At 37.8% G+C, this 13,982-nt stretch carries 13 protein-coding genes and 3 pseudogenes; 14 read left to right on the plus strand and 2 right to left on the minus strand.

Annotation, left to right across the window (positions count from 1 at the left end):
• Positions 1-7: 7 nt before the first annotated feature.
• Entirely contained in the window at positions 8-571 is a 564-nt protein-coding gene (locus HX13_RS10065) for a hypothetical protein (RefSeq protein WP_238555216.1), read from the minus strand.
• A gap of 231 nt (positions 572-802) precedes the next feature.
• Between HX13_RS10065 and HX13_RS10070 the strand changes: the two genes are divergently transcribed.
• Complete coding sequence (locus HX13_RS10070; RefSeq protein ID WP_128572339.1) at positions 803-1,375, plus strand: C40 family peptidase; 573 nt, start codon at positions 803-805, stop codon at positions 1,373-1,375.
• 110 nt (positions 1,376-1,485) lie between these two features.
• Here HX13_RS10070 and HX13_RS10075 read toward each other — a convergent pair whose 3' ends face one another.
• On the minus strand, positions 1,486-2,673 hold the full coding sequence (locus HX13_RS10075; RefSeq protein WP_050020965.1) for an MFS transporter: 1,188 nt from the start codon (positions 2,671-2,673) through the stop codon (positions 1,486-1,488).
• An 89-nt stretch (positions 2,674-2,762) separates the two neighbouring features.
• Between HX13_RS10075 and HX13_RS24010 the strand changes: the two genes are divergently transcribed.
• The 13 genes and pseudogenes from HX13_RS24010 (at position 2,763) to hisB (ending at position 13,981) form a co-directional block, all read left to right on the plus strand.
• Positions 2,763-2,984, plus strand: a complete 222-nt coding sequence (locus tag HX13_RS24010) for an AraC family ligand binding domain-containing protein (RefSeq protein ID WP_238555217.1) — start codon at positions 2,763-2,765, stop codon at positions 2,982-2,984.
• Positions 2,968-3,546, plus strand: coding sequence for a helix-turn-helix domain-containing protein (locus HX13_RS10080; RefSeq protein ID WP_238555218.1), 579 nt, complete (start codon positions 2,968-2,970; stop codon positions 3,544-3,546). Before HX13_RS24010 ends, HX13_RS10080 begins: the two co-directional genes overlap by 17 nt.
• A gap of 139 nt (positions 3,547-3,685) precedes the next feature.
• Positions 3,686-4,297 (plus strand): methyltransferase family protein, encoded by a 612-nt coding sequence (locus HX13_RS10085; RefSeq protein ID WP_238555219.1) that lies wholly within the window; start codon positions 3,686-3,688, stop codon positions 4,295-4,297.
• An 83-nt stretch (positions 4,298-4,380) separates the two neighbouring features.
• Positions 4,381-5,194, plus strand: a pseudogene (locus tag HX13_RS10090) (2,3,4,5-tetrahydropyridine-2,6-dicarboxylate N-succinyltransferase).
• A gap of 31 nt (positions 5,195-5,225) precedes the next feature.
• Positions 5,226-6,396, plus strand: a pseudogene (locus tag HX13_RS10095) (glycosyltransferase family 87 protein).
• 5 nt (positions 6,397-6,401) lie between these two features.
• Complete coding sequence (locus HX13_RS10100; protein ID WP_050020967.1) at positions 6,402-7,331, plus strand: glycosyltransferase family 2 protein; 930 nt, start codon at positions 6,402-6,404, stop codon at positions 7,329-7,331.
• A 1-nt stretch (position 7,332) separates the two neighbouring features.
• Positions 7,333-8,109 carry a polysaccharide deacetylase family protein gene (locus HX13_RS10105; protein ID WP_050020968.1) on the plus strand — a complete coding sequence of 259 codons (777 nt, stop codon included), beginning with the start codon at positions 7,333-7,335 and terminating at the stop codon, positions 8,107-8,109.
• Positions 8,110-8,185: 76 nt separating this feature from the next.
• Positions 8,186-9,285: pseudogene (locus HX13_RS10110) on the plus strand (glycosyltransferase family 4 protein).
• A 250-nt stretch (positions 9,286-9,535) separates the two neighbouring features.
• Positions 9,536-10,393: an ATP phosphoribosyltransferase gene (hisG, locus tag HX13_RS10115; protein ID WP_050021402.1), complete on the plus strand. Its 858-nt coding sequence runs from the start codon at positions 9,536-9,538 to the stop codon at positions 10,391-10,393.
• Between the two features lie 12 nt (positions 10,394-10,405).
• Positions 10,406-11,683, plus strand: a complete 1,278-nt coding sequence (gene hisD / locus HX13_RS10120; RefSeq protein ID WP_050020969.1) for a histidinol dehydrogenase — start codon at positions 10,406-10,408, stop codon at positions 11,681-11,683.
• A gap of 171 nt (positions 11,684-11,854) precedes the next feature.
• Complete coding sequence (locus tag HX13_RS24015) at positions 11,855-12,124, plus strand: hypothetical protein (RefSeq protein ID WP_238555220.1); 270 nt, start codon at positions 11,855-11,857, stop codon at positions 12,122-12,124.
• 22 nt (positions 12,125-12,146) lie between these two features.
• Positions 12,147-12,884 carry an aminotransferase class I/II-fold pyridoxal phosphate-dependent enzyme gene (locus tag HX13_RS10125; RefSeq protein ID WP_238555221.1) on the plus strand — a complete coding sequence of 246 codons (738 nt, stop codon included), beginning with the start codon at positions 12,147-12,149 and terminating at the stop codon, positions 12,882-12,884.
• A gap of 2 nt (positions 12,885-12,886) precedes the next feature.
• Positions 12,887-13,981, plus strand: coding sequence for a bifunctional histidinol-phosphatase/imidazoleglycerol-phosphate dehydratase HisB (hisB, locus tag HX13_RS10130; RefSeq protein WP_050020970.1), 1,095 nt, complete (start codon positions 12,887-12,889; stop codon positions 13,979-13,981).
• The last annotated feature ends 1 nt before the right edge of the window (position 13,982 follow it).

Below are 13,982 nucleotides of genomic sequence, written 5' to 3' on the forward strand. Positions count from 1 at the left end.
TTTTTATTTATATGAATCCCATATGGGTAATGGATCCGTCCTCTTTTTTTATTACCATAAAATAAAGCAGAAAATCATCTTTTGAGAATCCGGGTTTCAGACTTACAGATTGTCCGGAAGCCAACGGGAAGGTTTCTTCCACAAATTCCATTCTATAATTTTCAAAATCCGGTTTTATTATTACTAAGGTAATATTATTCGTTACAGTATGATAATGATTTGTATACAGGGTTTGAGCTTCAATCCTAACTTCCGGTACTATATTCTTTACATTACCAAATTGAAATTCTTTCAGCAGCTTTTTCCCTTGCTCGGTTTTTAAACCGTTTCCGACAGTTCTTTTTCCTCTCTCCGAAGTAAGGTCCAGATCTTTAACCGAAGTCATCAGTCTTGCAAACTTCTGATAGAGGAGGGGATCACCTGCTTCTTTAATATATGAAGATAAACAACTTCGCAGGGCTTTACCCATTCTGGAGCAATGTCCGAATTCCGTGCTGTTTTGGCGTACTTTCTCATAAGAAGGATTCTTTGTAAAGGCTGTTTTATTAAACCCGCTTTTCTTCCGGACCACATTTTTGCCATTCAGAGTATAAAAAAACGAGGTCGCCTACAGCCCCTTTGATCTTGATAATGCTTTCATATGTTGCCATACTGCCAAATTGGTCTCAAATATAGTAATAAATAACGGGAAATAAAATTTTAACATATATTTATCATATAGTTGTAGTATACTTATAGCATAGTTAATATATAAAATGTATATTTGTAAAGAATTTTATAATCGGGTAAAAATCAGATGGATATGAAATCGGGATTATTGGAAGATACATTGAAAATAAAGCGGCTTGCTATTGCACTGGCGGCCTCCGTTTTAGTTGTTTCCTGCGGAAGTTCAAAAAAAGTTTCTGCCAGCAGGAAATCAGGCACCAAAACAGTGGCAAAATCTGAAAATCTCAGAAAGCTAGACTCTACATTTGACGGTAAAGTCCCGCGGTCCATCAGTGATATTCTGAAAGATGCTGAAAAGTATCTTGGAACCCCGTATAAATTCGGAGGAAATACTTCTTCAGGATTTGATTGTTCCGGATTTACCGTGAAAGTTTTTGAAGAAAATGATTTTAGTCTTCCCAGAAGATCATCAGACCAGGCGGTAGCCGGAAAAAATATAGATATCAGAGACGTAAAACCGGGGGATTTGCTGTTTTTTGCGACAGGTGGCGGAAGCAGGGTTTCTCATGTAGGGATTGTCCACGATATTGGGCCCGATGGAGAAGTGAAATTCATCCATGCTTCTACTTCCAAAGGAGTCATCATTTCATCTTTGAATGAGAAATATTGGAATAAAGCATATCTCCATGCGCAAAGAGTTCTATAAAAAATAGTAATCAACCGGTCATAAGCCTGATTGCCGGAGCCTGGTAATTGGAAAAGAATAAAAAAGCAACCCATCGTGAGAAGAGTTGCTTTTTTAAAACAATAATCCGGTTACAGATTTTCACATACAGACGCTGTAAATTCTTCCTGACCGGTTTCTTCATTTTCCGTAATCTTTTTGGGAAACGAAAAGAAGCTCAGAATAAAGGTAACCGCAAGGAGTAATATACTTACCGAAAGTACATGCTGAACCCCATAATAAGAACTTACGATTCCGCCAAGAAAAGCGCCCAGCGAAATTCCGATATTATAAGATGATGTGAGTAAGCTGTTGACAAATTCCAGTGCCTGATGGGGAATAGACTGGGTGGTCCGGATATTGGAAACCAAAAAGCCGCCCGTATGGATCATTCCCCACAGTGAAACAATAATAATCATAGGAATAAAAATCCCTCCCAGATAATACGCAAGAATTTGTACTGTAATTAACAGGATTAAAAACAGTCTGCTTGTTAACTGTACATTTTTGTGCAGGGCAACTCCCATCAGCCAGTTTCCAATAGTTCCCATACCACCGAAGAGGAGAAGCATCATGCTGATCTGTGCTCCATCCAGTTTTGTGATTTGTTCAAGGAAAGCAGTAAGATAAGTATAGCTTGAAAACATAGCAGAAAGTGTACAGATCGTGGAAATAAGATTAATCCACAGAAGAGGATCTTTTAGTATAACCAATTGATCCTGTTCAGACTTTGCTTTGTCTCCCGGAATGGAAGGAACAAAAACCAACAGCCCGATAAAAGCAATCAGACTTATTACGCTGCTGAGGAAAAATGATGCTCTCCAATCATGAAAAAGATCTGCGGCATATGTTGTAATCGGAATCCCGAGCACTGTAGCTAAACTTAAACCCAGCATGACAGTGGAAACTCCTTTTGCTCCCTTTTCTTTGAATGCAATGGCATTGGAGATATTCCAGAAAAGCGGATGCAATATGGCCGGTAAAATACGGGCAATCATAAGCATAGTGAAATTGGTGGAAAAAGCAGATATAAGATTTGAAAGCACAAATATGCTCATGACAAGACACAGAAGCAGCTTCCGGTTTATTTTAGTGGTAAATGAAGTAATAAAAGGGGAAGAAATGGCAACCGTTATTGCAAAAGCGCTTAATAGCCATCCTGCTGTATCTATGGATACTCCAAATTGCCGGCTGATGGTAGGTAAAATACCTACAACTCCAAATTCGGTGGTAATAATACCAAATGCACCGAGTGCCAGCACATAAATTGATCTTTTCATTGATTTTTAAAAATTTTGATCTAGCAAATTTGGACAGAAAAAATGTAAAAAATCAGTATATTTCAATGATAAATAAGTAATTTTGCCTTATGAAAAGAGAGAATATAGATCAGTTAGTAAAAGTAGAATATCTTCAGACAGAAAACTGTCCGCTGAAAGGGAATCAGTTTTCTTTTTTTCAGATTATATATGTCATTTCCGGGAAAGGGTCACTTAAAATCAATAATAATCTTGCCTCTTACAGCAAAGGCAGCCTTATTCTGCTTACTCCCGATGACGAGCATTATCTGCAGATTGAAGAAAAAAACTGAGCTCTTACTCGTAAAGTTCAGTGAACACTATATAAAAGACTATAAGTGGAACAGTATTAATTCTATAGGTTGCCTGCTTTATGGAGCTTCTTATCTTTCAGGATGTATATTGCAGAATAAATCTGATGTTGTTCTGGTTGATTCCATCATCGCTTCTCTTCTCCATGGACTTCACTATCCTGATCTTTACCAGGAGGAACTCACTTTACATTATGTGAATGCGCTTATCGTAATTGCAGCAAGGAACATTTCAAAGATGAGAGTAGAGCATATTGCATCCAATACTGATAAAAGGATATTGGAAATCATTAATTATATCCAGGGAAATATCCATGACCCGGCTTTGTTGAAAGTTTCTGTAATAGCCCGGCAATTTGGTCTTTCTGAAACCTATCTCGGAAGCTACTTTAAAAAGCAGTGTGGGGAAACCATTACCCATTATATCCTGAATTATAAGATGAGACTGATTGAGCACCGCCTTCTTTTCAGTGATATGAGGATCAATGAAATTGTCACAGAATTTGGCTTTTCAGATGAAAGCCACCTGAACAAATTTTTTTAAAAAACAGCATAAAATGAGTCTGACCGAATTTAAAAAGACCAAAAGATCCGTTAAATCAATGATATAAGTGAAAACTTTAATGCAATAGATTTGCATCCTGAAATTCATGAAATTTGTCAGAAACATAAACATTTTCACCATGACAGATTTCATCAGATTCTTTATTCCTTTTTATTTTATTTTGTTCTTTGCGGTTTCATTTTTGGTAATCAGCATAGCGGTTGCCAGGAAAATTGGTAAGAGTCCTGATGTTTTACCAAAAGATGATTCAGCCTATGCATTGGTAGGTTGGTATTTTAAACTCATTATGGCTGCTCTTTTTATCTACACCTTTCTGTTTTTATTATTTCCCGAAACGATGGAAGAAGCTTTTAAAATACCGCTTTGGGAAGCTGAAGAAGTTCAATATGCAGGGATTATAATGATGATTCTTGCCTTCATCTGGGTAATTATAGCCCAGTGTCAGATGAGAGAGTCCTGGCGGATTGGAATTGATAATCAAATGAAAACCGAACTTATTACCCACGGCTTATTCCAATACTCCAGAAATCCTGTCTTTTTAGGAATGACGGTAAGTCTTGCCGGTTTTTTTCTGGTAGTTCCCACCGCAGTCACTTTCTTGTTTTTACTGGTGGGAAGTATTGTAATGCAGATCCAGATACGGCTGGAAGAAGAGTATTTATTAAAACAGCACGGCCCCACCTATCAGTCTTATAAAAAGAGGGTTGGGCGTATGTTTCGCCTTTATTAAAAGCAACAACTTAAAAACTGTTTTGCTGAACTTTTTTGTATCTTTGGCGCGTATAATTTTTCAAACTAATTTAAACAAGAAACATGTCGTTACAACAAACTATTGAAAACATTTGGGATAATAGAGACCTATTACAGAATGAAGACAGCCAAAAAGCGATAAGAGAGGTAATTTCTTTATTAGATTCCGGGGAACTTCGTGTAGCAGAACCTACGGAAAACGGATGGCAGGTAAATGAATGGGTGAAGAAAGCCGTAGTAATGTATTTCCCGATCCAAAAAATGGAAACTATTGAAGTAGGTCCGTTTGAATTCCATGACAAAATTCCTTTAAAGAAAAATTATGCGGAAAAAGGAGTAAGAGTAGTACCCCATGCGATTGCAAGAGAAGGTTCTTTTGTAGCTTCAGGAGTGATCATGATGCCTTCTTATGTAAATATCGGGGCATACGTAGATTCGGGGACAATGGTAGATACCTGGGCAACCGTAGGAAGCTGTGCACAGATTGGTAAAAATGTTCACCTGAGTGGTGGTGTAGGAATTGGCGGGGTATTGGAACCATTACAAGCCGCTCCGGTAATCATTGAGGATGATTGTTTCATCGGATCAAGATGTATCGTGGTGGAGGGTGTTCACGTAGAAAAAGAAGCAGTACTGGGAGCTAATGTAGTATTGACGGCCTCTACAAAAATTATTGACGTAACAGGAGATACACCGGTAGAAATTAAAGGAAGGGTTCCTGCCCGCTCTGTAGTGATTCCGGGGAGCTATACAAAACAATATCCTGCAGGAGAATATCAGGTTCCATGTGCTTTGATCATTGGTCAGAGAAAAGAATCCACAGACAAGAAAAACGTCTCTTAATGATGCATTGAGAGATAACAATGTAGCTGTTTAAGATTAATTTTTTAAGCTAATATTCCACAATTTTGAAAGAAAAATTTCTTAAAATACTATTAAACCCTAAATATATATTTGGGGTTTATCTTATTATATCGGTTGTTACCGCAATTTCCAAATATTTCAGGGGAGACTATGCGATTAATAATTATCTGATCTTTAAAAATGTATTTTTCAATACCATTCATCAGAAAAACCTGTTTATCCATTATCCCGATCTCTATTTTGATCTGAATCATTACGGGGTCTTTTTCAGTGCATTGATTGCGCCATTTGCCATGATGCCTGACTGGCTTGGAATTTCCCTCTGGAATGTAGCAAATACCTTTATCTTCATTTATGGAATTTATAAACTCCCGTTTTCAGATTCCAAAAAAGCAATTTTTGGGTTGCTTTGTCTTCAGGAATATATTACCGCAGCTTTAAGCCTGCAGTTTAATGTAGCTTTAACAGGGCTTTTGCTGCTGTCTGCTGTCTATATCTATGAAAGAAAAGAAGTAAAATCCGTTACGGCCATATTAATAGGAGTATTTGTGAAAATTTACGGTATTGTAGGACTTACCCAATTTTTCTTTATCAAAAATAAGACGAAATTTATTCTTTCAGGAATTGGCATTGCATTGTTATTTTTTGTACTTCCGATGGCATATTCAAGCCCGGCATTTGTCATACAGTGTTATTCGGACTGGTTTCAGTCTATTATAGAAAAAAATAATGAGAACCAGGTATTGGGCAATATGCAGGATATTTCATTAATGGGCTTTTTCAGAAGGATTTTAGGAGATGCCTCTATCTCCAACCTTGTTTTTTTAGCAGCAGGGCTACCGCTTTTTGCATTACCTTATATCAGGATCAGGCAATATAAGCACTATGCCTTTCAGCTAATGATCCTGGCTTCAACCTTACTGTTTTTAGTCTTATTCAGTTCCAGCTCTGAGTCTCCTACTTATATCATTGCCGTGGTAGGCGTTTTTAATATGGTTTTTTCTTCAAAAAGAAAGAACTCCTTTCATTATCGGGTTGCTTGTCTTTGTGATTATTTTTACCTGTTTCTCCACTTCAGATTTATTTCCCAAGTTTGTAAAAGAGAACTATATCATCAAGTATTCCTTAAAAGCCGTACCTTGTATCTTGGTTTGGCTGAGAGTAACTTATGAGCTTTTGACCAAGGATTTTGAGAAAAACTACAGTCTGAATTAATCATTATGAAGAAAATTTCAATTGTAATTCCTGCCTATAATGAAGAAGGAAACGTTGCTGTGATCCATCAGAAAATCAAAGAAGTTTTTGATGGGCTGCATCATTATGACTTTGAAATTATATTTGTAAATGATGGGAGCAGGGACAATACGCAGAAGAAACTGGAAGAGCTTTCAGAGCGGTTTGATGAAGTGAAATTTATTGAATTTTCAAGGAATTTCGGGCATCAGCCAGCTGTAAAAGCAGGCATGGATAATGCCCACGGGAATGCAGTCATTTCTATGGATGGAGACCTTCAGCATCCGCCGGAACTTATCCCGGAAATGATAAAAAAATGGGAGGAAGGATATGACGTGGTTTTTACTGTACGAACCTATCCCAAGGAGATTTCCTATTTTAAAAGAAAAACATCGGATCTTTTTTATAAGCTTTTATCCAACTTGTCAGATGTTAATCTAACAAAAGGAGGCGGCTCCGATTTCAGGCTGATGGATGCCAATGCCGTGGAAGTAATGCGCAATTTTAATGAAGATGATTTATTCCTGAGGGGGCTGACAAGCTGGATGGGATTCAGGCAGACCGGGATTAATTTTACGGCAGCCGAAAGGATGTCCGGACAAAGCAGCTATAATCTTAAAAAAATGTTCACTTTTGCCTTTACCGGAATTACAGCTTTTAGTGTAAAACCCCTTTATATTGCGGCTTACCTTGGTTTTTTATTTTCAGCAATTTCTATTATCGGATACGGGATATATGTCATCCATTCATTTATTGCCAAAACAGAAATCTCAGGTTGGGCCTCGCTTATTATGACGATTGTATTCTTTGGAGGATTACAATTGATTATTATGGGGATAATGGGAATCTATTTAGGAAAAATATTTAAACAGGTGAAAGACAGACCTAATTATATTATTAAAAACAAAAACTTTTAGAATGGTTTTATTAAGTTTTGACATTGAGGAATTTGATATGCCATTTGAATACAAAGGTAAAATTCCTTTTGAAAAGCAAATTTCAATTTCGCAGACCGGATTGGAAAGGATATTGGATATCCTTAAGAAATATAAAGTGAAAGCTACTTTTTTTTCTACGGTAGTTTTCGCAGAAAACAGCAGGCCCCTTATCGAAAGGTTGTTACAGGACGGGCATGAATTGGCTTCCCACACCTGGTTCCATTCAGAATTTGAAGTGAAACATCTTAAAGAATCGAGAGAGCGGCTGGAGGAACTTTTCTCCACCAAAATAACAGGACTAAGAATGCCGAGAATGATGCCTGTTGACAACAAAGACGTCGAAAAAGCAGGGTATTCCTATAATTCTTCTATCAATCCAACCTTTTTACCGGGCAGATATAACAACTTAAAAGTGTCAAGAACGTATTTCAAAGAAGGAAACGTAATGCAGGTTCCGGCTTCGGTAACACCCAATTTCAGGATTCCGTTATTCTGGCTGAGTTTTCATAATTTTCCTTTGGCAGTGTACAAAAAGCTAGCTTCCGATACGTTAGGAAAAGATAAATACCTTAATATTTATTTCCATCCGTGGGAATTTGCAGAAATTAAAGATGAGGCATTCAGGCTTCCGGGTTTTACCGTAAAAAATTCCGGAAAAGATATGGTACAAAGGTTTGATTCGTTCGTAGGATGGCTGAAAGATAAGGGACATACGTTCGGCACCTTTCAGGACTTTCAGAAACAGATACAAAGATAAATTCTCGATGGATCCCGGGATTATGCCGGGGAAAATTGATGAATTCTAATAATTTTGATAAAATTACAGATACACTATGAAAATTGCCTTTGACGCAAAACGTTTTTTTTCACAATACTTCCGGGTTGGGCAATTATTCACGCGATCTTGTCAGAATACTTTCCGAATATGCACCGGAAAATGAATACCTGCTGCTCAATAAAAATAAATCTGAACGCGGAAAAGAGATTCTGAACCGCTCCAATGTACGGTTTATTGAAATCTCAAAAGGAAACTTTTCCCGCCAGTTTAAAATGGGAAAAGATGCGCAGAAACAAGGCGCTGACATTTTTCACGGACTCTCCGGGGAGCTTCCTTTAAAATGGGGGAAAGATCCTATCAAAAAGGTGGTGACCATTCATGATTTAATCTTTGTACGGTATCCACAATACTATTCTTTTTTTGACCGGAAAATACATTTCTGGAAATTTAAGAAAGCGGCTGATACCGCAGATAAAATTATTGCCATTTCAGAGCAGACCAAAAGAGATATCATTCAGTATTTAAAGGTTCCTGAAGATAAGATTGAAGTGATTTATCAGGGATGTCATCAAGCTTTTAAAGAACAACAGCCAGTAGAATTCATACAAAGTGTCAAAAACAAATTCAATCTGCCGGGGCGTTTTTATTCTTAATGTCGGAACCATTGAAGAGCGTAAGAATCTTCTGAATGTGGTAAAAGCTATTAAAGAGACAGAAATACCCCTGGTAGTTGTAGGCAGAAAGACAAAATATTATCAGAAAATAGAACGCTTTTTGAAAAAAAATAAAATGGAAAAACAGGTTCTATTTCTGGAAGGAGTTTCTATGGAAGAGCTGGCAGCAATCTATAAACTGGCAGATATTTTTATATATCCAAGCTTTTTTGAAGGCTTCGGAATCCCTGTGATAGAGGCTCTTTTTTCGAAAACGGTAGTGGTAACAAGCAATACAAGTTGCCTGCCGGAAGCAGGAGGTAAGGACTCTGTCTATATAGATCCTCACAATGAGCTTGATATCAGAGCCAAGCTTACATTTCTCTGGGAAAATGAATCAGAGGGAAAACGCCGTGCAGAAAAGGGTTTTGAGTTTGTTCAGAAATTTAATGATGAATCAATTGCAAGAGAACTGATAAACCTTTATCAAAAAATTATCTGAAAAAGCTTTGCATTTTAAAAATAAATCCTACATTTGCATCATAATTCAATACAATGAAACCAACTTTTTTAGCATTACATCATTATCATCATCATCTCTGCTAGACGGAATTGATTGATAATTGTTGATGCTAAAATCAAAAATAATTAAAAACCGTCTGAGTAAATAGACGGTTTTTTTGTTTCCTGAATTCTCCTCAGAAATCTTCAACAGATCAGTTTTTTATTTACTCGGACTCAAAAAAGACGAAATGAGTAAATTAAAAATTGCGATTCAAAAAAGTGGCCGGCTTTACGAAGATTCCTTACAGCTCCTCAAAGACTGTGGAATATTAGTCAACAACGGTAAAGAACAGCTTAAAGTTTCGGTAGATAACTTTCCGATGGAAATCATGTATCTCCGGAATTCAGATATCCCGCAATACCTTGAAGACGGGGTAGTGGATGTTGCCATCGTAGGAGAAAATCTGCTGATTGAAAAACAAAAAAATATTCCCATTATCCAGAAGCTGGGATTCTCCAAATGCAGGGTTTCCCTTGCTGTACCCAAGGAAGTGGAGACCGATGATCCCTCGTATTTCCAGGGGAAAAAGGTGGCCACATCCTATCCTAATACCCTTAGAAATTTTCTGGAAAAAGAAAACATCGTTTCAGACATTCACGTCATCTCCGGCTCCGTGGAAATTGCCCCGAATATTGGATTGGCGGATGGGATCTGTGATATTGTAAGTTCAGGAAGTACCTTATTCAAAAACGGATTACGGGAAACAGTCACTTTACTGAAATCTGAAGCCGTTTTAGCCCAAACTCCCCGGTTATCACCTGAAAAAGAAATCATTCTCGAAAAATTTTTATTCAGAATCAAAGCAGTTTTAAAGGCTAAAAAATCAAAATATATTCTGATGAATGTTCCCAACCATAAAATAGAAAAGGTTGCCGGAGTGCTTCCTGTTTTGAAAAGTCCTACGGTAATTCCTCTGGCTGAAGAAGGATGGAGTAGTATTCATTCTGTCATTGAAGAAGAAAGATTCTGGGAAGTAATTGATGAACTGAAGGAAAACGGTGCCCAGGATATATTAATTATCCCGATAGATAAAATGGTTATTTAAAAGATAGTACAGATGAAAATATACAGGTACCCCACACAAGATACATGGGCTGATTTAATCGAGCGGCCGGTTTTAAAGCAGGAAGAAATTTCCGGGATTATTAAAGAAATATTTCAGGAAGTCGCTAAAAATGGAGACCGGGCTTTAATAGAATTCAATAAAAGATTTGATAAAGCAGAAACCGGTAGTATTGCAGTAACCCCATCTGAAATTGAAGAAGCGGAAAACAGGATCAGTGATGATCTGAAACAGGCGATCCGGGAAGCAAAGGAAAATATTGCTCAATTTCATACTTCCCAGGAGCAGGAGATCCGGAAAATTGAAACAACAAGAGGAGTCTTCTGCTGGCGGGAGAACCGTGCCATAGAGAAAGTGGGAATTTATATTCCGGGAGGTACGGCACCTTTGTTTTCAACGGTTCTGATGCTTGCTGTTCCTGCCAATCTGGCTGGCTGTAAAGAGATTATCCTTTGCACACCACCCGATAAAAACGGAAAGATTAATCCGGCGATTTTATATGCCGCAAAGATATGCGGAGTTTCCAGGGTTTTTAAAAGCGGAGGGGCACAAGCCATTGCAGCGATGAGTCTGGGAACAGAAAGTATTCCGGAAGTATATAAAATTTTCGGTCCCGGAAACCAGTTCGTAGTAGCAGCCAAAGAATATGCCCAGCGCTTTGGAGTAGCAATTGATATGCCTGCGGGGCCCAGTGAGGTACTAGTAATTGCCGATGAAAATGCCGTTCCTGAATTTTGTGCCGCTGATCTTCTTTCCCAGGCAGAGCACGGAAACGACAGTCAGGTTATTTTTATTACGACAGATCTTGAAGTCTTCAACGAAACAATAGAAGCTGTTGACCGGCAGTTAAAAGCCCTGCCCAGAAATGAAATGGCCTCCAAGGCTTTGGAAAACAGTTCCTTTATACTTACAGATACCATTGATGCTGCCATGGAATTCAGTAATCTGTATGCTCCGGAACACCTTATCCTGGCCATAGAAAATTTTGATCAGTATACCGCACAGGTCCGGAATGCAGGATCTGTTTTCCTTGGGAATTATTCCTGTGAAAGTGCAGGAGATTATGCCAGTGGAACCAATCATACCCTTCCTACCAATGGCTTTGCAAAGAATTACAGCGGTGTTTCACTAGACAGTTTTGTGAAAAAAATAACATTTCAGCATCTTTCCAGAGAAGGACTTCAAAATTTAGGAAAGACAATAGAGCTTATGGCCGAGGCGGAAGGACTGTTTGCACACAAAAATGCAGTGTCAATACGATTAAGATCTTAATTTTTAAGGGTTACACAAAGTAGAGAGAGCGGTCAGAAAGCCTTACGTCTTATAAGCTTAGTTGAATTGCCCCAATTTTACATTTCATCTTAATCTTAGAAATTAGAATAATTAATTACATTATAACCAGCTTTTAGCTGTCTTGTTTATTTGGAAATGAAAAGTGTTACAATGAAAAATAACAGTATCAATACTTTAGTTAGAGAAAATATATTAAAACTACAGCCCTACATCAGTTTCAGGGATCAGCATGAATTTAATGCACCTGTCATGCTGGATGCCAATGAGAGCCCGTTTGGAGAATTTAACCGCTATCCTGACTCTACACAGAAAAAGCTTAAAAACAAATTGGCAGGGCTTAAGGATGTTTCGCCATCACAGATTGCAATAGGAAACGGAAGCGACGAGCTGATCGACCTGATTATCAAAATTTTTTTGTGAGCCTAAAAAAGACTCTATACTTATGATGAATCCATCCTTTGCGATGTACGGGTTTTATGCTGCCATCAATGAGAATAACGTATTAAAACTCAATCTTGATGAAAGTTTCGAGATTGTAAAAGAAGACTTTCTAACCCTTGTGAAAGAACCGGTCAAAATTTTCTTTTTGTGCTCCCCAAATAACCCTACGGGAAACAGCATAGATGACATTGAATTTTATCTTCAGAATTTCAATGGACTTGTGGTGGTAGACGAAGCCTATATAGAATTCTCCGGAAAAAAATCATGTCTGGGACTTCTTGAAAAATATCCCAATCTGATTGTACTTCAGACTTTCTCAAAAGCATGGGGTATAGCAGGAGCCAGGGTAGGAATGGCTTATGCTTCAGAAGAAATTATCAGTCTTATTAATACGGTAAAAGCACCTTATAACGTCAATATATTAAGCCAGGAATTAATTCTGAAAACACTGGATGAAGAAACAAAGCTTCAGCAGAATGTGCAGAACATTTTAATAGAAAGAGAATGGTTGGAAGATCAGCTTCGGGATATTGAATGCATTGCGAAAATTTTTCCTACGGATGCCAACTTCTTTTTGATTAAAATGAAAAATGTAGATCAGGTATACGGAAAAATGCTGGATCATGAGATTTTGGTAAGCAGAAGGGATCCTGCTATACCAGGATGTATCAGGATTAACGTAGGAAGCCGGCAGGAAAATGAAAAGCTGGTCAATCTTTTAAAAAATATAACAGACTAAATATGAAAAAAGTATTATTTATAGATCGTGACGGTACGCTTATCATTGAGCCGCCCATAAATTTCCAGGTGGATTCACTGGAGAAGCTGGAGTTTTATCCCGGCGTTTTCAGCAACCTTTCAAAAATTGCCAATGAGCTGGATTATGAATTGGTGATGGTAACCAACCAGGACGGTCTGGGAACAGAAAGTTTTCCTTTTGAAGACTTTACCGGCCCGCATGAAAAGATGCTGAAAGCTTTTGAAAACGAAGGGATCATCTTTAACGATATTTTAATTGACAAAAGTTTCGAGCACGAGAATCTGCCGACCCGGAAACCGGGAACAGGTATGCTTGAAAAATATAAATATGGAAAGTATGATCTTGCAAATTCCTATGTAATTGGTGATCGAAATACAGATATTCAACTAGCTGAAAATTTGGGTGCTAAATCTATTTTTCTCAATGAAAGCTTTAATGAGAAAGCGGTACTCTCTACTACGGACTGGGCGGATATTTACCGGTTTTTAAAATCGGGTATGAGAAGGGCAAATGTTTACAGAAAAACCAAGGAAACGGAAATAGAAGTGGAAGTACATATCGACGGAAAAGGGAAATCAGAAATTTCTACAGGGCTCCATTTTTTTGATCATATGCTGGATCAGATCGCCAGACATGGTAATATGGATCTCAGAATTAAAGTAAACGGAGATCTTTCAGTAGACGAACACCACACGATAGAAGATACTGCTATTGTACTGGGAGAAGCAATTTTGAAGGCATTAGGACAGAAAAAAGGGATTGAAAGGTATGGCTTCCTTCTTCCGATGGATGATTGCCTGGCACAGGTGGCTATAGATTTCGGAGGCAGGCCATGGCTGGTTTGGGATGTTGAATTTAAAAGAGAAAAAATAGGAGATGTTCCTACAGAAATGTTTTACCACTTCTTTAAATCTTTTACAGATGCTTCAAAATCCAATCTGAACATCAAAGCGGAAGGAAATAACGAGCACCATAAGATAGAAGCTGTTTTTAAAGCTTTTGCAAAAGCGATTAAAATGGCGGTCAATCAATCTGATGCCAATTACAGTTTACCATCAACCAAAGGAAGTTTATAAA

Source organism: Chryseobacterium sp. P1-3 (genome assembly GCF_000738495.1).
In the GTDB taxonomy this organism is placed as follows: domain Bacteria; phylum Bacteroidota; class Bacteroidia; order Flavobacteriales; family Weeksellaceae; genus Chryseobacterium; species Chryseobacterium gallinarum.